Annotated in this window: 21 protein-coding genes; 14 read left to right on the plus strand and 7 right to left on the minus strand. The window is 64.4% G+C overall.

Going from position 1 to position 19,747, the window contains the following annotated elements; all coding sequences use genetic code 11:
- Nucleotides 1-59: 59 nt before the first annotated feature.
- Entirely contained in the window at nucleotides 60-380 is a 321-nt protein-coding gene (locus BLR77_RS04790) for a hypothetical protein (protein ID WP_074675712.1), read from the minus strand.
- A gap of 77 nt (nucleotides 381-457) precedes the next feature.
- Nucleotides 458-2,221, minus strand: coding sequence for a cyanophycinase (locus tag BLR77_RS04795; protein WP_074675713.1), 1,764 nt, complete (start codon nucleotides 2,219-2,221; stop codon nucleotides 458-460).
- Between the two features lie 373 nt (nucleotides 2,222-2,594).
- On the opposite strand from BLR77_RS04795, the gene BLR77_RS04800 reads away from it, so the two are divergent.
- The 9 genes from BLR77_RS04800 to BLR77_RS04840 all read left to right on the plus strand — a co-directional run bounded on the left by BLR77_RS04800 (nucleotide 2,595) and on the right by BLR77_RS04840 (nucleotide 10,269).
- Entirely contained in the window at nucleotides 2,595-3,371 is a 777-nt protein-coding gene (locus BLR77_RS04800; RefSeq protein ID WP_074675714.1) for an ABC transporter substrate-binding protein, read from the plus strand.
- A 65-nt stretch (nucleotides 3,372-3,436) separates the two neighbouring features.
- Entirely contained in the window at nucleotides 3,437-4,126 is a 690-nt protein-coding gene (locus BLR77_RS04805; RefSeq protein WP_074675715.1) for an ABC transporter permease, read from the plus strand.
- 11 nt (nucleotides 4,127-4,137) lie between these two features.
- Nucleotides 4,138-4,833 carry an ABC transporter permease gene (locus BLR77_RS04810; protein ID WP_074675716.1) on the plus strand — a complete coding sequence of 232 codons (696 nt, stop codon included), beginning with the start codon at nucleotides 4,138-4,140 and terminating at the stop codon, nucleotides 4,831-4,833.
- 12 nt (nucleotides 4,834-4,845) lie between these two features.
- Nucleotides 4,846-5,958 carry a succinylglutamate desuccinylase/aspartoacylase family protein gene (locus BLR77_RS04815; protein ID WP_074675717.1) on the plus strand — a complete coding sequence of 371 codons (1,113 nt, stop codon included), beginning with the start codon at nucleotides 4,846-4,848 and terminating at the stop codon, nucleotides 5,956-5,958.
- 24 nt (nucleotides 5,959-5,982) lie between these two features.
- On the plus strand, nucleotides 5,983-6,747 hold the full coding sequence (locus BLR77_RS04820) for an ABC transporter ATP-binding protein (protein ID WP_074675718.1): 765 nt from the start codon (nucleotides 5,983-5,985) through the stop codon (nucleotides 6,745-6,747).
- Between the two features lie 70 nt (nucleotides 6,748-6,817).
- Entirely contained in the window at nucleotides 6,818-7,747 is a 930-nt protein-coding gene (locus BLR77_RS04825; protein WP_074675719.1) for a MurR/RpiR family transcriptional regulator, read from the plus strand.
- A gap of 221 nt (nucleotides 7,748-7,968) precedes the next feature.
- Nucleotides 7,969-8,775, plus strand: coding sequence for an outer membrane protein OmpK (locus BLR77_RS04830; RefSeq protein ID WP_074675720.1), 807 nt, complete (start codon nucleotides 7,969-7,971; stop codon nucleotides 8,773-8,775).
- A gap of 120 nt (nucleotides 8,776-8,895) precedes the next feature.
- Nucleotides 8,896-9,741, plus strand: a complete 846-nt coding sequence (locus tag BLR77_RS04835) for an EamA family transporter (protein ID WP_074675721.1) — start codon at nucleotides 8,896-8,898, stop codon at nucleotides 9,739-9,741.
- A 54-nt stretch (nucleotides 9,742-9,795) separates the two neighbouring features.
- A complete protein-coding gene (locus BLR77_RS04840) occupies nucleotides 9,796-10,269 on the plus strand; it encodes an LEA/WHy family protein (protein WP_074675722.1) in 474 nt (157 codons plus the stop codon).
- A gap of 26 nt (nucleotides 10,270-10,295) precedes the next feature.
- Here BLR77_RS04840 and BLR77_RS04845 read toward each other — a convergent pair whose 3' ends face one another.
- The gene (locus BLR77_RS04845; protein WP_074675723.1) at nucleotides 10,296-11,105 is read right to left on the minus strand and encodes a gamma-glutamyl-gamma-aminobutyrate hydrolase family protein; all 810 of its coding nucleotides are present in this window, start codon (nucleotides 11,103-11,105) and stop codon (nucleotides 10,296-10,298) included.
- 466 nt (nucleotides 11,106-11,571) lie between these two features.
- On the opposite strand from BLR77_RS04845, the gene BLR77_RS04850 reads away from it, so the two are divergent.
- Nucleotides 11,572-11,913 carry a zinc ribbon domain-containing protein YjdM gene (locus BLR77_RS04850; RefSeq protein ID WP_074675724.1) on the plus strand — a complete coding sequence of 114 codons (342 nt, stop codon included), beginning with the start codon at nucleotides 11,572-11,574 and terminating at the stop codon, nucleotides 11,911-11,913.
- 75 nt (nucleotides 11,914-11,988) lie between these two features.
- Nucleotides 11,989-12,711: a substrate-binding periplasmic protein gene (locus tag BLR77_RS04855; protein ID WP_074675725.1), complete on the plus strand. Its 723-nt coding sequence runs from the start codon at nucleotides 11,989-11,991 to the stop codon at nucleotides 12,709-12,711.
- Nucleotides 12,712-12,715: 4 nt separating this feature from the next.
- Here BLR77_RS04855 and BLR77_RS04860 read toward each other — a convergent pair whose 3' ends face one another.
- From BLR77_RS04860 to BLR77_RS04875, 4 genes are all read right to left on the minus strand, one after another.
- Complete coding sequence (locus BLR77_RS04860; protein WP_174578072.1) at nucleotides 12,716-13,420, minus strand: hypothetical protein; 705 nt, start codon at nucleotides 13,418-13,420, stop codon at nucleotides 12,716-12,718.
- 212 nt (nucleotides 13,421-13,632) lie between these two features.
- Nucleotides 13,633-14,964, minus strand: a complete 1,332-nt coding sequence (locus BLR77_RS04865) for a spinster family MFS transporter (protein WP_074675727.1) — start codon at nucleotides 14,962-14,964, stop codon at nucleotides 13,633-13,635.
- Between the two features lie 309 nt (nucleotides 14,965-15,273).
- On the minus strand, nucleotides 15,274-16,296 hold the full coding sequence (gene hemH, locus BLR77_RS04870) for a ferrochelatase (RefSeq protein WP_074675728.1): 1,023 nt from the start codon (nucleotides 16,294-16,296) through the stop codon (nucleotides 15,274-15,276).
- A gap of 12 nt (nucleotides 16,297-16,308) precedes the next feature.
- Nucleotides 16,309-17,211, minus strand: coding sequence for a TIGR01777 family oxidoreductase (locus BLR77_RS04875; protein WP_074675729.1), 903 nt, complete (start codon nucleotides 17,209-17,211; stop codon nucleotides 16,309-16,311).
- A gap of 204 nt (nucleotides 17,212-17,415) precedes the next feature.
- On the opposite strand from BLR77_RS04875, the gene BLR77_RS04880 reads away from it, so the two are divergent.
- From BLR77_RS04880 to BLR77_RS04890, 3 genes are all read left to right on the plus strand, one after another.
- Nucleotides 17,416-18,402 carry an NAD(P)/FAD-dependent oxidoreductase gene (locus tag BLR77_RS04880; protein ID WP_074675730.1) on the plus strand — a complete coding sequence of 329 codons (987 nt, stop codon included), beginning with the start codon at nucleotides 17,416-17,418 and terminating at the stop codon, nucleotides 18,400-18,402.
- Entirely contained in the window at nucleotides 18,399-18,629 is a 231-nt protein-coding gene (locus tag BLR77_RS04885) for a TIGR02450 family Trp-rich protein (RefSeq protein WP_074675731.1), read from the plus strand. Before BLR77_RS04880 ends, BLR77_RS04885 begins: the two co-directional genes overlap by 4 nt.
- 167 nt (nucleotides 18,630-18,796) lie before the next feature.
- Nucleotides 18,797-19,747: a YbgA family protein gene (locus BLR77_RS04890; protein ID WP_074675732.1), complete on the plus strand. Its 951-nt coding sequence runs from the start codon at nucleotides 18,797-18,799 to the stop codon at nucleotides 19,745-19,747.

Below are 19,747 nucleotides of genomic sequence, written 5' to 3' on the forward strand. Positions count from 1 at the left end.
TTACTCCATTGCTTTTATTGGTATGGGGTACCCGCAACGCGGGCGGTGTTCGCAGCCGCTCAGGTGAACAGCTCGGGAACCAGATCGGCGGGGCATTCGCCGCGTTCGATGACGGCCTCGAGGCACAGCGAACTGTCCTCCAGCCAGCACACGAAGTAGCCGGCGCCACGCCGGCGCTTGAGGCGAAACGGCCAGCGCCGCTCGCGCAGCTCGCTGCTCACCTCGAGCCGGCGCGGCAGACGAATCACCGAGAAGAAGCCGGCGCCGGTCTGCACCCGCTCCAGCACCTGCACGCTCGGTGCAGTAGCGCTCAGTGCCACCTGGGCGTTGCCCTGCAGCAGCTTGTGCAGGGCGAAGACTTCCACTCGGTTCAGTTGCATGGCTCGTTTCTCCGGCGCAGCCGTACCCACCCCGCCTGGACGGTGCAGGCGGGCCGGGATAGATGTAGAAAAAGGGTCTAGAGGCCGATGATGCGTGCCAGGGTCTCGGCGACCTCGGCGCGCTTGACCGGCGCAGCGGGCTCGAAGCGTCCCTGGTTGGCGCTCAGCCAACCTTCGGCCACGGTCTGCGCGGCAGCCTCGGCGTTGGGCGCGGCGAGGCCGGCGATGTCCTGCAGCGCCACGGTCTTGCTCAGCGTGGCCCCGCTGAAGCGCTCGACCAGCGTCTTGCAGGCCAGCGCCCAGTCCGCGCGGCTGGCCGGCCGCTGGGCGTCGAAACGCTCGGCGCCATCCATCCAGCCGTTGGAAACCACCACCTCGATGTGCTCGCGCAGCGGATGCTCGGCGGGCACGTCGCTCAGCGTCGGCACGGCCTTGAGATTGGGCTCCGCGGACAGGGTCATCTGCAGGGCATTGGCCAGCTCGCCGCGGGTGATCGGGCGCTCGGCTTCGAACGCGCCCTCGGCGTTGAGGGTCATCAGGCCACGGAAGGTCACCGCACGAATGGCGTCGCCGCGGCGACCGTTGCCGGCATCACGCGGCGCGCCGGCGGCCGGCTCGCGCAGATCGGCGGTCACCGGACGGATGTCCAGGCGTACGCCGCTGACGCTGTAGTTGGTCTGCGAATCGTGGAAGCGGCTGTGGGCGGCGAAATCCGCGCGCTTGCTGAACTCGAAGCGATAGCCGTAGTGGTAGCCGTTGGCCGGGTTGTAGCGGGTCATCAGCCCGAGCTGACGGCTCGCCGTGTTGTCGGCCAGGCCATAGAGCACCGCTCGGTTGATCGCCGACACGGCCGACAGGTCGGTGAGCAGGCGGTTGCCCACCAGGTACTCGTTGCCAGGCTCGATCGGCTGCTTGCCGGCATCCGGCCGGATCTCGCCCGAGGCCAGGTCGTAGCGATCACCATGACCGAGCATGGCCAGGCGCATGTCGTCGATGCGCGTGCCGTAGAGCCCGAAGCTCTTCTTCGCCGCGGCAGGGTCCATGATGGTCAGGTAGCCCTCGCCCAGCACCTCCAGCTCACCACCGGGCTTGATCCACATGGCGGTGTTGGTATCCAGACCGAAGCCCTTGCCCGGAGCCGGCTGCTCCAGCAGGTAGCTGGCCATGCGCGCCGCACGCCCGCTGCTGGTTTCCTCGATCTTGTCGAAGTGCTGGTCGATCACGCCGGCCTTGAACAGACCTGCGCCCCCGAGCAGGGCAGTACCGCGCCGCCCCTCGGCAGTGGCCACGCCGAAATCCAGGGTGTCCATGACCACTCCGTAGGCGGTGGGCATGCGCGCACCGAGGATGCTGGCCCCGGCGCTGGTACCGGCCACCACGCCGCCCTTGTCGTAAATCGCCTGCACGGCCTGCATGGCGAGCGACGGGCTGCCGTCGGCGTTGAACAGCGCACGGGCGATGCGTGCCTGATCGCCACCGACGAACCACACCGCACTGGCCTCGCGCAGCGGCGCGACCACGGCAGGGTCGTTCATGGTGTCCTGGTAGTTGTGGCGGTCGATGCCGACGATGCGAATGTGCTCGGCAGACACGCCCAGGGCTTCCAGCTCGGCCTGAAAGCGCTTGCTGGAGCCCAGGCTGCCGCTGGCGGTGGGCATGATGGCGATACGCGCCTGCTCGGTGCCGCCAGCCAGTTCGATGAGTTTCTCGTAGACCAGGCTGTTGCTGGCTCGCAGCATGCCGCCGACCGCCAGGAGATTGCCGTCGGCCAGTACCTGGTCGGCACTGCCGCAGAGAATGAGCGCGGCGAGAAGGCCGCGAAGGTTGCGCTGCTTGTTCATTGTTATTGCTCTTATCAGAAGTCGAAAGCGGTGTGCTCCTGCTCGCCGGCCAACTGAAACGGGGTGACGGCAGACACAGCGATATGAAATGTTTTTTTCACTATCGAGACGCGTGAAAATTTATATACCAGGCAAAATCGAGGCACAAGCACCCCAAGCGATGTTTGACATAAATATTTCTTAAAAGTAGATTCGTGAAAAAAAACACGTCACAGATAGTCATGCACCTGCCCGGGCGTTCCACCCATTCGCCCACCGGAAGGCTCACAAGGCCCTGCCGGCGCCGCCTGGCAACAGTCGGCGTAACGCTCGACCAGCCGCCGCCTGTCGCGACGCAAACTGTCTCCCAACCGCCATCCACTGGAGTAACAAGATGAACAAGATCGCTCTATTCGGCGCCCTGGCGCTGTCCACCTTCGGCACCTTCGCCATCGCCGCAGAGCCGGCGCTGCGCATCGGTATCGAGGCGGCCTACCCGCCCTTCGCGTTCAAGACCGCCGACGGCAAGATCGCCGGCTTCGACTACGACATCGGCAACGAGCTGTGCGCGCAGATGCAGGTCAAATGCCAGTGGATCGAGCAGGAGTTCGACGGTCTGATTCCCTCGCTGAAGGTGCGCAAGGTCGACGCCGTGCTGTCCTCCATGTCTATCACCGAGGACCGCCTGAAATCGGTGGACTTCTCCAAGAAGTACTACCACACCCCGGGCAAGCTGGTGATGAAGGAAGGCAGCCAGATCCAGGACCCGAGTGTCGACCTCAAGGGCAAGAAGGTCGCCGTGCAGCGCGCCTCCACCTACGATCGTTACGCCACCGCCGAACTGACCCCGGCCGGCGTCAACGTGGTGCGCTACGGCTCCAACAACGAAGCCTTCCTCGACCTGCTGGCAGGCCGGGTGGACGCGGTGCTGGCCGATGTGGTGAACATCGACGAGGGTTTCCTGCGAACCGACGGCGGCAAGGGTTTCGCCCTGGTCGGCCCGGACTTCAATGACCCGCGCTACTTCGGCCGCGGCGCCGGCATCGCCGTGCGCAAGGGTGATGCCGCCACTGCCGAGAAACTCAACGCCGCCATCGACGCCATCCGCAGCAACGGCAAGTACGCCGAGGTGCAGGCCAAGTACTTCGACTACGACATCTACGGCCAGTAATCCGCCGCCCTCGCCGGCGCCCATAGCAGGCGCCGGCTTCCCTGCGCTCCACGAGGTTTCCCACCATGCTGCAAGGCTACGGCCCGATCATTATCGAGGGCGCCTGGTTGACCCTGACTCTGGCCCTGTGTTCCATGGCACTGGCCATCCTGCTCGGCCTCACCGGCGCGGCGCTGCGCCTGTCGCCGCTGCGCTGGCTGGCCAATCTGGGCGACGCCTACGCCACGCTGATCCGGGGTATTCCCGATCTGGTGCTGATTCTGCTGATCTTCTACGGCGGTCAGGACCTGGTAAACCGCATCGCGCCCAGCCTGGGTTACACCGCCTACATCGACATCAATCCCTTCGTCGCCGGCGTGTTCACCATGGGCTTCATCTTCGGTGCCTACCTGTCGGAGACCTTCCGCGGCGCCTTTATGGCCATTGCGAAAGGTCAAGCGGAGGCCGGTGCGGCGTACGGCATGAGCGGCGCCCAGGTGTTCTTCCGCATCTTGGTGCCACAGATGATCCGCTTCGCCATTCCCGGCTTTACCAACAACTGGCTGGTGCTGACCAAGGCCACCGCACTGATCTCGGTGGTCGGCCTGCAGGACATGATGTTCAAGGCCAAGAACGCTGCCGACGCCACCCGTGAACCCTTCACGTTCTACCTCGCCGTCGCCGCCCTCTATCTGCTGCTGACCAGCGTTTCGCTGCTGTTGCTCAGGGCCGTCGAACGACGCTATTCGGTCGGCACCCGCCTGGCCGAACTCTGAAGGACTGCCCCATGCTCGACTTCAACCTGATCCTCTCCAGCCTGCCGCTGTATGCCAGCGGTCTGCTGGTCACCTTCGAGCTGCTGCTGATCGCCCTTGCCCTGGGCCTGCTGCTGGCTCTGCCGCTGGCGTTGATGCGCGTGTCGCGCTCGCCGCTGGTGAACTTCCCGGCCTGGCTCTACACCTACGTGATTCGCGGCACGCCGATGCTGGTGCAGCTGTTTCTGCTCTACTACGGCCTGGCCCAGTTCGACGTCATCCGCGACAGCTTCATGTGGCCCTACTTCTCCAGCGCCACCTTCTGCGCCTGCCTGGCGTTCGCCATCAATACCAGCGCCTACACCGCAGAGATTCTCGCCGGCAGCATCAAGGCCACGCCGCCTGGTGAGATCGAGGCGGCCAAGGCCATGGGCATGTCGCGCACCAAGCTCTACCGGCGCATCCTGCTGCCCTCGGCCATGCGCCGTGCGCTGCCGCAATACAGCAACGAGGTGATCATGATGCTGCACACCACCTCGCTGGCCTCGCTGGTGACGCTCATCGACCTCACCGGTGCGGCCCGCACCATCAGCTCGCAGTACTACATGCCATTCGAAGCCTTCATCACCGCCGGCCTGTTCTATCTGCTGCTGACGGTGGGCCTGGTGCGTCTGTTCAAATACGCCGAACTGCGCTGGCTGGCCCACCTGACCCCACGCAAGCATTAACAAGGAAGCCTCATGCAACGTATCGACCACCCACTGCCCTGGAGCCCGACCGGTACCAGCCGCCACCTCAGCGTGCTGCGTTACGGCAGTGGCCCGTGCAAGGCCTACATCCAGGCCAGCCTGCATGCCGACGAGCTGCCGGGCATGCGCGTGGCGGTGGAACTCAGACGCCGCCTGCTGCAGCTGGAAAGCGCCGGACGCCTGACCGGCGTGATCGAACTGGTGCCGGTGGCCAACCCCATCGGCCTGAGCCAGCTGTTCCAGGCGGCGGTCCAGGGCCGCTTCGAATTCGCCAGCGGCAGAAACTTCAACCGCGACTTCGTCGATCTGGCGGCCGCGGTCGCAGCGCATGTGGAAGGCCAGCTGGGCAGCGACGGGCCGAGCAACGTGCGCGTGATTCGCCGCGCCATGGCCGAGGCGCTGGACGCCCTGCCCGCGCCGGCCTCGGAGCTGGAAGGCATGCAACGTCTGCTGCTGCGCCATGCCTGCGATGCCGACGTCGTGCTCGACCTGCACTGCGACTTCGAGGCAGCGGTACATCTGTACAGCGCGCCGCAGCACTGGCCGGCACTGCGCCCTCTGGCGGCGCGCCTGCAGGCCGGCGCGGTGCTGCTGGCCGAGGATTCCGGCGGCAGTTCGTTCGACGAGGCCTGCGCCATGCCCTGGCAGCGCCTGCGCCAGCGTTTTCCCGAAGCCGAGATTCCCCTGGCCTGCCTGGCCACCACCGTGGAGCTGGGCGGCATGGCCGACACCGAAGCCGAACGCGCGGTAGCCAGCGCCGAGGCGATTCTGGCCTTCCTCGCCGAGCAGGGGCTGATCGCCGGCGACTGGCCGGCAGCCCCGGAGCACTGCTGCGAGGCCACGCCCTTTGCCGGCGCGCAGTACGCCCTCGCTCCGCATCCGGGCGTGGTCAGCTTCTTCAAACAGCCGGGCGAGCGGGTCGAGCGCGGCGAGGCACTGTTCGAGGTGATAGACCCCTTGAGCGAGCAGCACAGCATCGTCCGCGCCGAAACCTGCGGCGTGCTCTATGCCCGCGAGCGCATGCGCTTCGCCCGCCCCGGCCTGTGGCTGGCCAAGGTCGCCGGCGCAACGCCCATTCGACAGGGTCGCCTGCTCAGCGACTGATTCATGACTCAAGAGAACAACAACATGTACAAACTCGAAGTTCAGGATCTGCACAAACGCTACGGTAGCCACGAGGTGATCCGCGGCGTATCGATGGCCGCCAAGGCCGGCGACGTGATCAGCATCATCGGCTCCAGCGGCTCGGGCAAGAGCACCTTTCTGCGCTGCATCAACCTGCTGGAGCAGCCGCATGCCGGCCGCATCCGGCTCAATGGCGAAGAGCTCAGGCTGGTCGCCAATCGCGGCGGCGCGCTCAAGGCCGCCGACAGCAAACAGCTGCAGCGCATGCGCTCGCGTCTGTCGATGGTGTTCCAGAACTTCAACCTGTGGTCGCATATGAGCGCCCTGGACAACGTCATCGAAGCGCCGGTGCACGTGCTCGGCATGAGCAAGGCCGAGGCGCGCGACAAGGCCGAGCACTACCTGGCCAAGGTCGGCGTCGCGCACCGCAAGGACGCCTACCCCGCGCATATGAGTGGTGGTGAGCAGCAGCGCGTGGCCATCGCCCGTGCCCTGGCCATGGAGCCGGAGGTGATGCTGTTCGACGAACCCACCTCGGCGCTCGACCCGGAGCTGGTCGGCGAAGTGCTCAAGGTGATGCAGGACCTGGCCAGCGAAGGCCGCACCATGGTGGTGGTGACCCATGAGATGGGCTTTGCCCGCGAGGTGTCCAACCAACTGGTGTTTCTGCACAAGGGCGTGGTCGAGGAGACCGGCTGCCCGCGCGAGGTGCTGGTCAATCCGCAGTCCGAGCGTTTGCAACAGTTCCTCAGCGGCAGTCTCAAGTAAGCGAAAGACACGCGCGGCGACGCGCTTCGGATAAACTGCGCCCATTCGTCAGACCGGATCAGCCTCAGCCATGCCGAGCACCTCGTCGTCCTCCTCTACCGTTTACAGCGCCCCCATCCTGCGCAAGCTCGCCGAAGTCGCACCCCAGTTGCAGCCTTCACTGCGCAAGGTCGCCGACTTCATCCTGCGCCATCCGCTGAAATCGGCGACCCTGACCATCGAGGAGTTGGCGCAGGCCACGCAGACTTCGCCTGCAGCGGTCAATCGCCTGGCCAAGGCCATGGAGCTGCGCGGCTATATCAGCCTGAAGGCCGAGCTGGTCGCCACCCTGCAGGACATGGTGTCGCCGGTGGACAAGCTGCGCGACGAGCTGGCGCAGCGCCCGGACGGGGCCTTCGGTCTGCACGAACAGCTACAGATCGCCAGCAGCAATCTCGGCGCGGCGGCCAGCAACAATGACGCCGCCGTGTTCGAGGCGGTGATCGGACGCCTGCTGGGGGCGCGCCGCATCTACATTCTCGGCTTCGGCAACAGCGCCTACATGGCCGGCCTGGCTGCGGCCAACCTGGTGCCCTTCTGCGATGACGCCACCGCCATCAGCATGGAAGGCGGCAACGAGAACGCCGCCTACCGCCTGGCCGCCATCACCGAGCGGGACGTGCTGCTGACCATCTCCCTGCCGCGCTATTCGCTGGACACCCTGCAGCTGGCGCGTTTTGCCCGCGAACGCGGCGCCTGCGTGCTGGCCATCACCGACTCACCCGCCTCGCCGCTGGTGGAGATCGCCGAGTACAGCCTGTTCGCCCCCGCCGAACACCCGGTGCTGATCAGCTCCAACAGCGCCGTGCTGGCCCTGATCGAAGCCCTGGTGGCAGGCGTCATGGCGCGTAACAAGGAAGCGGTAAGCCTCGCTCAGGAACTGACCGAGAGCGTCATGGCCTACCTGCACGTACCCGGTACCGAGCGCGCACCGCGCAAGCCACGCAAACGGCGCCCCTGAGCTGACGACACGCACCAAGTCAAAGCCAAAGCTGTCTCAGCGATCAGAAAAAGTGCAGCGCGGCGTCCGTCCCGCCCTGCATAAATTTCGCCATCTGATTGATCTTAAAAGACTATTTACGGCATAAAGAATTGGCGCCGTTTTTGCTCTAGCAGCTCCAGCCTGACCAGATGGACAGGTTTAAAAATCATAACGACACGTCTTAACCATCAGGAGCTTCCATGAATCGCACTCTCTCTTCGCTGGCGCTCGCCAGCGGTCTGCTGGCAGGCGGCCAGGCCGTCGCCGGCGATCTGCTGCACTGGCAGAACAACAGCCTGACCTATCTCTACGGGCAAGACTTCAAGATCGACCCGGAGATTCAGCAGACCGTCACCTTCGAGCACGCCAGCGGCTGGAGCTTCGGCGACCTGTTCCTGTTCGTCGACGTGATCAAGTACAACACCGACGCCACCAACGGCGCCGGTGACGGCCACACCTTCTACGGCGAACTCAGCCCGCGCTTCTCGCTGGGCAAGATCACCGGTGCCGACTTCTCCTTCGGCCCGATCAAGGACGTACTGATCGCCACCACCTACGAGTTCGGTGAAGACGACGTCGAGTCCTACCTGATCGGCCCGGCCGTCGATCTGGACATCCCCGGCTTCGATTACTTCCAGCTCAACACCTACCTGCGCACCACCGATGGCAGCCGCCCCGGCAGCAACGTCTGGCAGATCACCCCGGTGTGGAGCTACACCATCCCGGTGGGCGAATCGGACATTCTCATCGATGGCTTCATGGACTGGGTGGTGGACAACGACAGCAATCGTCGCGGCGACTACCACGCCAACCTGCACTTCAACCCACAGATCAAGTACGACCTGGGCAAGGCGCTGAAATGGGGCGAGAAGCAGCTCTACGTCGGTATCGAATACGACTACTGGAAGAACAAGTACGGCATCAAGGACGGCGGTTTCGTCAGCGACAACTTCGTCGGTTCGACCGACCAGAACACCGCCAGCCTGCTGGTCAAGGCGCACTTCTGAGCCGCGTCTGCGCGCGTACTGGCCAAGGTCGCAGTAACTTGCGACCTTCTGCCAATGCCCTCCGGCAATATGACGTGTTTAGCTGCCCGGCATCACCAGACCTTCAACCAAGGATGGACGATGCCACCGCGTATCCTGCTGCTCACCACCCTCGCCATGCTGGCCTTCGCCGGCAACTCGCTGTTGTGCCGTCTGGCGCTGCGTGAAACCGAAATCGACGCGGCCAGCTTCACGGCTATCCGCCTGCTCTCCGGCGCGCTGACGCTCTGGCTGCTGCTCACGCTGAGGCAGGCCGGGCAGCCCATCGCCGGCAACTGGTCTGGCGCCGTGGCGCTGTTCACCTATGCGGCGGCTTTTTCCTTCGCCTACCTGCAACTGGATACCGGCGTCGGCGCCCTGCTGCTGTTCGGCGCAGTGCAACTGAGCATGCTGCTCTGGGGCCTGCTGCGTGGCGAACGCCTGGGGCTCAGCGCCAGCCTGGGTACGGTGCTGGCCACGGCTGGCCTGCTGGCGCTGCTGCTACCCGGCGCCAGTGCGCCCCCGCTGCTGGCTGCACTGCTGATGCTGCTGGCCGGCGTTGCCTGGGGCGCGTACTCGCTGCTCGGGCGCGGCCAGGGTGATCCGCTGGCCGTGACCACCGGTAACTTCCTGCGTGCGGCACCGCTGGCCGTGCTGCTGGCGCTGGTGCTGCTGTCGCAACTGAACTGGGATGGACCTGGCTTGCTCTACGCGGTGTTGTCCGGCGCCCTGACCTCAGGCGTCGGTTACGCCATCTGGTACAGCGCCCTGCCCGGCTTGCGCGCCAGTCAGGCCGCCACGGTACAACTGAGCGTGCCGATTCTCGCCGCGCTTGGCGGCAGCCTGTTGCTGGGCGAGGCGCTGAGCCTGCGCCTGATGCTGAGCGCCGTTGCCGTGCTCGGCGGTATCGCGCTGGTGCTGGGCAGCCGACAACGCGCCGGGAGCTAATGGCGCGCGCAGTGGTCTTCTATCCTGAACCCATAACGTCCAGGGAAGATCGCCATGCACCGTCTGCTTCGTCTTTGCCTCGTTGCCTTGCTGGCAGCAGGCCTGAGCGCCTGCGCCAGCCTGGGCAGCCGTGACCCGTTGCGGGTCGATCTGGTCGGCCTGGAGCCCTTGCCGGGCCAGGGACTGGAGGTACGCTTCGCGGTCAAGCTACGGGTGCAGAACCCCAATGACAGCGCGGTGAATTTCAACGGCATGGCACTGGATCTGGACGTGAACGGGCAGCCGCTGGCCAGTGGCGTCAGCGACCAGAGCGGCAGCGTGCCGCGTTTCGGCGAGACGGTATTGAGCGTGCCGGTGAGTATTTCGGCGTTTTCGGTGATGCGTCAGGCGTGGGGCGTGGCCGGTTATCAACCCGGCCAGGAAGTACCCTACATGCTGCGTGGCAAACTGGCCGACGGCCTGTTCGGCACCCGCCGCTTCAGCGACAGCGGCACCCTGAACTGGCCGCAGCCGCCAAGCCCCTACTGACGCGGGGGCCGGCGGCAACGCCTGGTTCAGGCAGCCTGACGGCTGTTGCGCGAAGCCGCTCGGCGGTGACAGGCGTCACCGAAGGCCTGGAAGATTTTTACCGAATCCGGGTTCTTCGCCGCCTGCCATTCCGGGTGCCACTGCACCGCGAACAGGAAGGGTGACAGGCTCGGCGCGTGAATCGCCTCGATCAGCCCGTCTTCGGCGGTGGCCAGAACTTCCAGCCCCTTGCCCAGGTTACGAATGGCCTGACCGTGCAGGGAGTTGACCTGAATCTCTGCCTTGCCCATCAGCTCGGCGAACCAGCTGCCGGCTAGCGGGCGCACGCTATGGCTGGGCGCGTACTGCACCTCGACCGGGTCTTCGGGATTCTCGCGATGGTCGTTGAAACCAGGCTCGGCGTAGACCTTCTGGTAGATGTCGCCGCCCAGCGCCACGTTGATTTCCTGCATGCCACGGCAGATGCCGAAGATCGGCAGACCCCGAGCGATGGCGGCGCGAATCAGCGGCAGATCGAACAGGTCGCGGTCGCGGTCCTGGCCCTTGTTCGGCGTCTCGTTTTCCTGGCCGTAGAGCGCCGGGTCGATGTTGCTCCCGGCGCCGGTCAGGTACACGCCATCGGCCATATCCAGATACTGCTCGAGATCCTCGATGCCGCAGCAGGTGGGCACCAGCACCGGCACGCAACCGGAGAACTCGACCAGAGGCTGGATGTATTTGTGAGTCATTACCTGATAGTCGTGGCCCTTGCGCTCTTGAGCGCCCATGGACATCAACACGACGGGCTTGCGGGGGTTGTTCTTGCAAAGCGTATTGCGAATCTTGTTGTCGGACATACGTCACCTTGGGACAGGCCGGGCCTATCGTTGCTGTGCAGGCCGATGCCAAGCAGAAGGCTCTGCTGTGTCACCCATGGCCTGTTTGGCTAACCCCGTGCACCCAAGCGCCTCCTGAGCCTGTGTGTCGCCTTCCGACGGCGGCTCGAACCGGGTCAACTCCATCCAGAGAGGGGGCTGCAGCAACGCTGCCCGTTACCCGGTTCGGCAACGGAATCTGCAGCCAGTCTGCCCGAGCCGTAAAATATGTCAAACAAAAACGCTCGAGATTTTCCAACGAGCCATTTACCTCACATCGATTAAATGCCCTTGAAATGGCGTTCAACGGGCACGCCAGGCAAACTACCACCTGGTTATAAGTCCAATATTTAAAACACCCATCTCCCAGGGGCCCACGCTCTAGAGCGGCGCCCGCGAACAAAACCCTATATAATTTGCGGTTTCTCACCAGCAACGAGGACACCCCTTGACCGCTCTGCCGCCCTGCCCCAAATGCAACTCCGAATACACCTACGAAGACGGCGATCAACTGGTCTGCCCCGAGTGCGCCCACGAGTGGAAAGCCGGCGAGAACGCCGACGCGGGTGATGATGCGCGGGTGATCAAGGATTCGGTATGCAACCTGCTGCAGGACGGCGACACCATCACCGTGATCAAGGACCTCAAGGTCAAGGGCTCGTCGCTGGTGGTCAAGGTCGGTACCAAGGTGAAGAACATTCGCCTGGTCGACGGCGATCACGACATCGATTGCAAGATCGATGGCATCGGCGCGATGAAGCTCAAGTCCGAGTTCGTACGCAAGGTCTGATCCGACAGCGCATTTCGCGCGTTCCTCATGGAAATTGGCTAGCCTCAAAATAGGCCGGTCATGAGGAACGCCGCCATGCGCTATCTGCTGCTCGCTCTACTGGCACTGACCCATTCGCTGGCAGCGCAGCCCTGGCGGGTGGTGGGTGACGAACAGTTCGCCCCCTACAGCTTCGTCACCGCCGCAGACGATACACCGCTCGGGCTCGACGTCGAGCTGGTCGACGCGGTGCTGCGCGAGGCGCAGGTGCCCTACGAAATCCGTCTGTACCCCTGGGAGCGGGTCAAGCGCATGCTTGACCGCGGTGAAGTGCAGATGGCCTTCCAGTTCGCCGGCACGCCGCAGCGCCAGCAGCAGTACCAGCTGGTCGGCCCGTTGCGCAGTGGCTCGACCGTGTTCATGACCACGGCCAAGACCGCGATCAGCGACTGGAAGACGCTGGACGACCTGTCACCCTACGTGATCGGCCAGGTTCGCGGCTATGCCTATGAAGAGAACTTCGACCGCGCCGACCTGGCCCGCGACAGCAGCGCACAGAACCCACGGCAACTGGTATCGATGCTGCTGGCCGGACGCATCGGCATCATCGTCGGCGACCATACCCAGCTGCTCTATTTCATTCGCGAACAGCGCGCCCAGGACCAGGTGCGCGTGCTACCTCGCCCGCTGATCCAGATGCCGCGCTTCGTCGCCTTCGCCAAAGGCGATACCGAGCGCGCGCGGCAGTTTTCCGAAGCCTTGGTGCGCCTGCGCAAGGCCGGCAAACTGGATGAGATTCAGCAACGCTGGCAGCAGTGACGCGCTACTGCACTGGCAGGAAATTCAGCAAGAACAGGCTCTGCGCATAGTTGGCGCCCATGCGCCGGTAGCGTTCTTCCAGCACATGGGTGAGCAGATCGAGTCGCGCCACCATCTTGCCGAACTCCACCGCATAGCTGATGTTGTTGCCCTGCTCGGAGAACTCGTTGGACAGCAGCAGCGGCTGGCCCGTGGCATCACGGCGCTGCGAGAGCATCCAGCCGGCCTTCTCCAGGTTGCGCGCGGCGTTGTGGATGAACTGCGCATTGAAGCTGTCGGTCAGGTAGAACTCTGTGCGGCCACCGTGAGCCGTCACCAGCATGCTGCCAATGGCATAGGTGAAGGCCGCCACGCGGTCGCCCTCGAATGCCGGGCTCAGCGAATAATCCAGCGCCGCGACATCACGCCGACCGCCCAGTGTCGGCCAGTCCTGATTGTGCTCGATGGCGTACTGGATGGCGCGCTCGGCAGCGGCGGCGTCAGGCAGGGAATTCTTGCGCCACTCGCGCGGGTTACGTTGATACAGCTTGTTCATCAGCCGATACAGGCTGTTGAGGTTGTTGCGCATGGCCAGGGTCGCCATGCGGTCAACGTCGGTCTGCAGCAACTCGGCGGGTTTGACCGGGTTGCGCGTATGCAAGATGGAGTCGTTGTCCAGCCGGCCAGTGCACCCCCCCAATAGCAACAGCGCAGCCAACCCTGGCAGCATCAGCCGTTGCCAAAATACCGAGCGGTTGATTGGCCTGCCGTGTGCAGCAGACGCTGGCTTCACTCCCATGCGAAGGTTCCCTGGCTGGCACGCGCCCCAGTGGCGCGCGCAACACTCAGAACCTCAGTAAAGCGCAAAAATTCCACGCTGCCTGTGCCCTGGCGCATAAACCGTGCCGAACACTGCGCAGCACGGCAGAAAAATGCGCCTGCTCAGGCTGGATTGGCGGCCCATTGCTCCAGACGCGTGACGCTCTCGCGATAGGGCTTGAGGCTCTTGGCCAACAGGATGATCGACATCAGCACCGCCAGGGTGGTGACGATCAGCAGCGAGTAGCGCAGCGCGTTATCGTCGGCGAAGACGAAATCGGTCACCAGCGCCACGGCGGTCGGGCCGACCCCCAGGCCGATCAGGGTGATGACGAACAGATAGATGGCCGACGCCTGACCACGCATCGAGTTGGGCATGATTTCCTGGATCGCCGCCGGCGCCACGCCGAACGGCATGCTCAGGCAGAACACCGTAGGCGCCAGCAGCACGCTGGCCCAGAAGGCGGTGTCCATCAACGGGAACAGCACCACCAGCGGCAACGCGCCCAATGCGGCGTACAGGCCGACGCGCATGTTGGCGTCGCTCCGCCCACGCTTGGCCATCCAGTCCGCCAGGCGCCCGCCGAAGACGATGCCGAGGCAGCCGAAGACTGCCACGATGCAGCCGTAGACGATGCCGACCTGGCCGGCGTCCCAGCCATAGGTGCGAATGTAGAACGTCGGCACCCAGGCCGCGCTGCCGTAACCGGCGAAGGCCAACCCGGCGAAACCGAAGTTGTGCAGCAGCACGGTGCGACGGTTGGCGCGAATGTAGCGGCCCACTTCGCTGAGTGGCACCGCGACGCCAGCGCCGGCGCCACGTCGGGCCGGCTCCTTGACCGCCAGCATCAGCAGGGTGAACAGCACACCGGCGACACCGAGGATGAGGAAGATCAGTTGCCAGGGACGCACTTCGCCCAGCACCGGCAGGGTCACATCGCCCTGCGCCGAGGCGAACTGAATGACCAGGCCGCCGACCAGAAAGGCCAGGCCCGAGCCGAGGTAGACGCCCATGGAATAGACGCTGATGGCCGTGGCCCGGCGCTCGGCGGGAAAGCTGTCGGCGATCAACGAATAAGCGGCCGGCGACAACGCTGCCTCGCCCACGCCCACACCGATGCGGCAAAGCAGAAACTGCCAGTACATCTTGGCCATGCCGCAGGCTGCGGTGGCGGCGCTCCAGAACAGAATGCCAATGGCGATCAAGCCGCGTCGGCTGCGGGTATCGGCCACACGCCCCAGCGGAATACCGCATACGGTGTAGAACAGGGCGAACGAGAGGCCCATCAGCAGGCTCATCTGCGTATCGTTGATCGCCAGATCGCGACGTATGGGCTCGACCAGCAGATTGAGGATCTGCCGATCCACGAAGGACAGAACGTACGCCACCATCAGGATGGCGACAGTGACCCAGGCTCGGGCACTGGAGGGATAGCCGTTATTGTTGTTATGCACGGACGCTCTCCTCGGCACCGCAGAACGCGACGCGCGACGGTTGAAAGAAGCACCAGCTTAGGACGATATAAACGGCGGTGAGTATCGCTCGAAGGTGTTATCAGATCGGCGAATGCTTCATACCCGCCGAGGCGAATGGCTCGGTATCGAGATTCAATAGTCGCTCAGAAAGTATTGCCCGTCAGTTAAGCGAATCCGTAGGAGCCGGCTTGCCGGCGATGCTTTTTGAACGGATCGCCAGCAAGCCGGCTCCTACAGCTCTGTCTCTGACCGGTATTGGCCGCAGCGCTGTTTCACCTGAACAGGCGCTCAGATCATCAGCGGCGCTCGCTCGCACAGCACCTTCAACGCCGCCGCCCAATCCGCATGGTCGTTCAGGCAAGGCACCAACTGCAGGCTCTCGCCCCCCGCCTCGACGAACTGCTCGCGGCCACGGTCGCCGATTTCCTCCAGGGTCTCGATGCAGTCGGCGACGAAGGCCGGACACATCACCAGCAGCTTTTTCACCCCCTGCGCCGCCAGCTCATCGAGACGCGCCTCGGTATAGGGCTCGATCCACTTGGCGCGGCCCAGGCGCGACTGGAAGCTCACCGACCACTGCTCAGGGCGCAGGCCCATGCGCTGAGCGAACAGCTCGGCACTGCGCAGGCATTGCGCGCGGTAACAGCTGGCGAGCACCTGCGGCGAAGCGCTGCGGCAGCAGTCGTCGCCTTTCAGGCAATGACCGCTGGGGTCGAGCTTGTGCAGGTGGCGCTCCGGCAGGCCGTGAAAGCTCAACAGCAGGTGGTCGAAATCCTGCTCCAGGTAAGGCCTGGCGCTGGCCACCAGGGCGTCGAGGTATTCAGGTTGATCGTAGAACGGCGGCAGGATCGACAGGCGCAGGTTCAGCCCGCGCTCGCGCATCACCCGCTTGACCTCTTCGATCACCGTGGTGGTGGTGCTATCGGCGAACTGCGGATACAGCGGCGCCAGGGTCACTTCACGGATGCCTTGCGCGGCCAGACGCTGCAGGGTCGAGTCGATGGAAGGCTCGCCGTAACGCATCGCCAACTCCACCGGACCATGATTCCAGTGAGCCTTCATCGCTTCCTGCAAACGGCGACTGATCACCACCAGGGGCGAACCTTCGTCCCACCAGATCGAGGCATAGGCATGCGCCGATGCGGCAGGGCGCTTGATCAGAATCAGCGACACCAGCAAACGACGCAGTGGCCAGGGCAGATCGATCACATAGGGATCCATCAGGAACTGATTGAGGTAACGGCGGACATCGGCTACTTCGGTGGACGCGGGCGAACCCAGGTTAACCAGCAACAATGCGTGATCGGTCATGCGAAATCCTAGTCATTGATGGGCCAATAGATCCACCAGGGCCACATCCAGATGGGTGAAACGGAAACTGAAACCCGCCTCGAGCAGACGCGTCGGCACGGCGCGCTGGCCGCCGAGCAGCAACTCGGACATCTCGCCGAGTGCCGTGCGCAGGACGAAGGCCGGCGCCGGGAAAATGGTCGGGCGGCTCAGCGCCTGGCCCAGCGCTTTGCTGAACTCGGCATTGCGCACGGGTAATGGCGCGCAGGCATTATAAGGACCGCGAGCGTCGCCCTGCTGCAAGAGAAAATCGATCAGGCCGATTTGATCGGCGATATGAATCCAGGGCATCCACTGCCGGCCATCGCCGATGCGACCGCCGAGGCCGAGCTTGAATGGCAGCAGCAGGCGTTTGAGCATGCCGCCGTCAGGGCTCAGCACCAGACCGGTACGCACCAGCACCACGCGAATCCCCAGATCTTCGGCGCGTTGTGCAGTTTCTTCCCAGGCCCCGCACAGCTGCGCGGCGAAATCATCGGTGACCTGTGGTGTATCTTCACTCAGCTCACGTTCACCGCCGTTGCCGTACCAACCCACCGCCGAGCCCGACAGCAGCACCGCAGGACGCTGCTGGCGCCGTTGCAGCCAGGTCAGCAGCTGTTCGGTCAACCCGATACGGCTCGACCACAGCAGCGCCTTGCGCTTACTGCTCCAGGGGCGGTCGGCGATGGGGGCGCCGGCCAGATTGATCACGGCGTCCAATGGCTCTTCAGCCAGCTCCTCGAGCCGGGCAATGCCTCGAACGTCAGCTCCGCAGAGTCGCGCGACCTTGCTTGGCTCACGACTCCAGACGGTCAAACGGTGGCCCTGCTCGGCCCAGTGTGCGCAAAGCGCTCGTCCGATCAGACCGGTACCGCCGGTCAGCAGGATATGCATGGCATCGTCCTCGCATGGCAATGGAAGAAACTTCACCTTTAGTCTGGTTCATGACGCGCACACGTGCCTTTATTGATTGCCGTGTTTGTCCTAAACCTAAAGCAAGGGAGCGCCACTTTCGGCGACAGCTATACATGAAAACACTCTTGTATAGCTTTTGTCCAAGCCTTAGCCTGTAAAGCATTCAGCGCTGACGAGGTAACCATGAACGCACCCATCGCCATCATTGGCACCGGCATCGCAGGGCTATCCGCGGCCCAGGCCCTGCACGCTGCCGGCCAGGACATCGAACTGTTCGACAAGAGCCGTGGCAGTGGCGGGCGCATGGCAAGCAAGCGTAGCGACGCCGGCAGCCTGGATCTTGGCGCGCAATATTTCACCGCACGTGACCGCCGCTTCGTCGAAGTGGTGCAGCAATGGCAGGCCCGTGGCTGGGTCGCCGAATGGCAGCCGAGCCTGTACAACGCTCAGGACGGTCAGCTCAGTGCCTCGCCGGATGAACAACTGCGCTGGGTCGGCCGCCCACGCATGAGCGCCATCACCCGTGCCATGCTCGGCGCCCTGCCGGTCAGATTCAGCTGCCGCATTACCGAAGTGTTTCGTGGCGACCGCTACTGGAGCCTGCAGGATGCCGAAGGCAACAGCCACGGCCCCTACAGCCACGTGATCGTTGCCACCCCCGCCCCGCAAGCCAGCGCCCTGCTGGCGGCCGCACCGAAATTGGCCGGCACCGCAGCGAGCGTGATCATGGATCCGACCTGGGCAGTGGCTCTGGGTTTCGACAGCCCCCTGGACACTCGCGTCGAGGGCTGCTTCGTGCAGGACAGCCCGCTCGACTGGCTGGCGCGCAACCCCAGCAAACCTGGCCGCGACACTCACCTCGACACCTGGGTGCTGCACGCCAGCAGCGCCTGGAGCCGGCAGCATCTGGATCTGCCCAAGGAGGCGGTGATCGAACAGTTGCACGGCGCCTTCGCCGAGCTGATCGGCTGCGCCGTGCCGCCGCCGAGCTTCACCCTCGCCCATCGCTGGCTCTATGCACGCCCCGCACAGGCGCATCAGTGGGGGGCACTGGCCGACGCCGATCTGGGTCTGTATGCCTGTGGCGACTGGTGCTTGTCGGGGCGGGTCGAAGGCGCCTGGCTCAGCGGCCAGGATGCTGCGCGCCGTCTGCTCGAGCACCTGCAATGAGCCCGCCTGGCAAACGTCGCCTCAACCCGCGCAAGCTGCTGCTGTCGAAATGGACAGCCGCGCAGCCGCAGAACCGCGAGCGCCATTTCCTGGTGACCGAGCTGATTCGCGACGAGCAGGACAACATTCTCGGCGTCGAGCTGCAGGCGGTACTTACGCAACGCAGCCAGCAACTCGACTGGCGCCAGCTGCAAGACTGCGAGCGCTGGCTGCAAGGCTGGCGCTGACCCTCCCGCGATACCTGGCGGCGGCCCCCTCGCGCTGACGCCGCTTGCCCGCACGCGAAACCAATACCAAACCTATACAAATCATTTGACTTGTATAACTGCGCACCTATGATAGACACAAGTTGTACATGGATGACTTCATGTACAAGGTCTAACGAGGTCAGGTTATGCAAGCGAGCAAAGCCAAACTGGGTATCAGCGCCTGCCTGCTGGGCGCCGAGGTCCGCTACAACGGCGGCCACAAGCTGTCGCGCCTGTGCAGCCGCAGCCTGACCGAACACTTCGATTTCATCCCGGTCTGTCCCGAGGTCGGCATCGGCATGTCGATCCCGCGGGAGCCGATTCGCCTGGTCGGTGATCCACACGCTCCGCGCGCTGTCGGCACCGTCGACCGCACGCGCGACGTCACCGACGCGCTGGCCGCCTATGGCGAGCGCATGGCCACTGACCTGCAGGGCATCAGCGGCTACATCTTCATGCAGCAATCACCCTCCTGCGGCCTGGAGCGGGTCAAGGTCTATCAGGAAGGCGGACGCCCGAGCGAGCCGGGCCGCGGTATCTTCGCTGCGGCCTTCTGCGCGCGGCATCCGGATCTGCCGGTGGAAGAGGACGGTCGCCTCAACGACCCGGTGCTGCGCGAGAACTTCATCACCCGCGTCTACGCCCATGCCGAATGGCAACGCCTGCTGCAGCAGGGCCTGACGCGTCGTGCGCTGATCGCCTTCCACTCGCGTTACAAGTACCTGCTGATGGCCACCGACCCGGTGCGCTACAAATCGCTCGGGCGCATGCTCGGCGACCTCAGCCAACACGATCTCGGCGAACTGGCGCCACGCTATTTCAGCGAGCTGATGAGCGCCCTGAAGAAATGCGCCACCCGCGGCACCCACAGCAACGTGCTGCAGCATTTGAGCGGCTACCTCAAACGCGCCCTGAGCCCTGAGGACAAGCAGGAGATGCAGCAACTGATCGGCCAATACCGCGAAGGCATCGTGCCGCTGGTGGTGCCGCTGACGCTGCTCAAGCATCACTTCCGCCGTCACCCGGATCGCTATATCGCCGGGCAGGCGTACTTGCAGCCGCACCCCGAGCCACTCAGCCTGCGCAACGCGCTGTGA

The organism is Ectopseudomonas alcaliphila, assembly GCF_900101755.1.
Classification (GTDB): Bacteria; Pseudomonadota; Gammaproteobacteria; order Pseudomonadales; family Pseudomonadaceae; genus Aquipseudomonas; species Aquipseudomonas alcaliphila.

What these genes read in the sequence shown, in the direction of transcription:
- BLR77_RS04885 (WP_074675731.1), top strand. Translation starts at nt 18,399, where the DNA reads ATGAGCCCGCCTGGCAAACGTCGCCTCAACCCGCGCAAGCTGCTGCTG.
- hemH (WP_074675728.1), bottom strand. Translation starts at nt 16,296, where the DNA reads ATGACCGATCACGCATTGTTGCTGGTTAACCTGGGTTCGCCCGCGTCC.
- BLR77_RS04880 (WP_074675730.1), top strand. Translation starts at nt 17,416, where the DNA reads ATGAACGCACCCATCGCCATCATTGGCACCGGCATCGCAGGGCTATCC.
- BLR77_RS04855 (WP_074675725.1), top strand. Translation starts at nt 11,989, where the DNA reads ATGCGCTATCTGCTGCTCGCTCTACTGGCACTGACCCATTCGCTGGCA.
- BLR77_RS04825 (WP_074675719.1), top strand. Translation starts at nt 6,818, where the DNA reads ATGCCGAGCACCTCGTCGTCCTCCTCTACCGTTTACAGCGCCCCCATC.
- BLR77_RS04875 (WP_074675729.1), bottom strand. Translation starts at nt 17,211, where the DNA reads ATGCATATCCTGCTGACCGGCGGTACCGGTCTGATCGGACGAGCGCTT.
- BLR77_RS04840 (WP_074675722.1), top strand. Translation starts at nt 9,796, where the DNA reads ATGCACCGTCTGCTTCGTCTTTGCCTCGTTGCCTTGCTGGCAGCAGGC.
- BLR77_RS04815 (WP_074675717.1), top strand. Translation starts at nt 4,846, where the DNA reads ATGCAACGTATCGACCACCCACTGCCCTGGAGCCCGACCGGTACCAGC.
- BLR77_RS04830 (WP_074675720.1), top strand. Translation starts at nt 7,969, where the DNA reads ATGAATCGCACTCTCTCTTCGCTGGCGCTCGCCAGCGGTCTGCTGGCA.
- BLR77_RS04835 (WP_074675721.1), top strand. Translation starts at nt 8,896, where the DNA reads ATGCCACCGCGTATCCTGCTGCTCACCACCCTCGCCATGCTGGCCTTC.
- BLR77_RS04810 (WP_074675716.1), top strand. Translation starts at nt 4,138, where the DNA reads ATGCTCGACTTCAACCTGATCCTCTCCAGCCTGCCGCTGTATGCCAGC.
- BLR77_RS04860 (WP_174578072.1), bottom strand. Translation starts at nt 13,420, where the DNA reads ATGCTGCCAGGGTTGGCTGCGCTGTTGCTATTGGGGGGGTGCACTGGC.
- BLR77_RS04795 (WP_074675713.1), bottom strand. Translation starts at nt 2,221, where the DNA reads ATGAACAAGCAGCGCAACCTTCGCGGCCTTCTCGCCGCGCTCATTCTC.
- BLR77_RS04845 (WP_074675723.1), bottom strand. Translation starts at nt 11,105, where the DNA reads ATGTCCGACAACAAGATTCGCAATACGCTTTGCAAGAACAACCCCCGC.
- BLR77_RS04890 (WP_074675732.1), top strand. Translation starts at nt 18,797, where the DNA reads ATGCAAGCGAGCAAAGCCAAACTGGGTATCAGCGCCTGCCTGCTGGGC.
- BLR77_RS04820 (WP_074675718.1), top strand. Translation starts at nt 5,983, where the DNA reads ATGTACAAACTCGAAGTTCAGGATCTGCACAAACGCTACGGTAGCCAC.
- BLR77_RS04790 (WP_074675712.1), bottom strand. Translation starts at nt 380, where the DNA reads ATGCAACTGAACCGAGTGGAAGTCTTCGCCCTGCACAAGCTGCTGCAG.
- BLR77_RS04805 (WP_074675715.1), top strand. Translation starts at nt 3,437, where the DNA reads ATGCTGCAAGGCTACGGCCCGATCATTATCGAGGGCGCCTGGTTGACC.
- BLR77_RS04800 (WP_074675714.1), top strand. Translation starts at nt 2,595, where the DNA reads ATGAACAAGATCGCTCTATTCGGCGCCCTGGCGCTGTCCACCTTCGGC.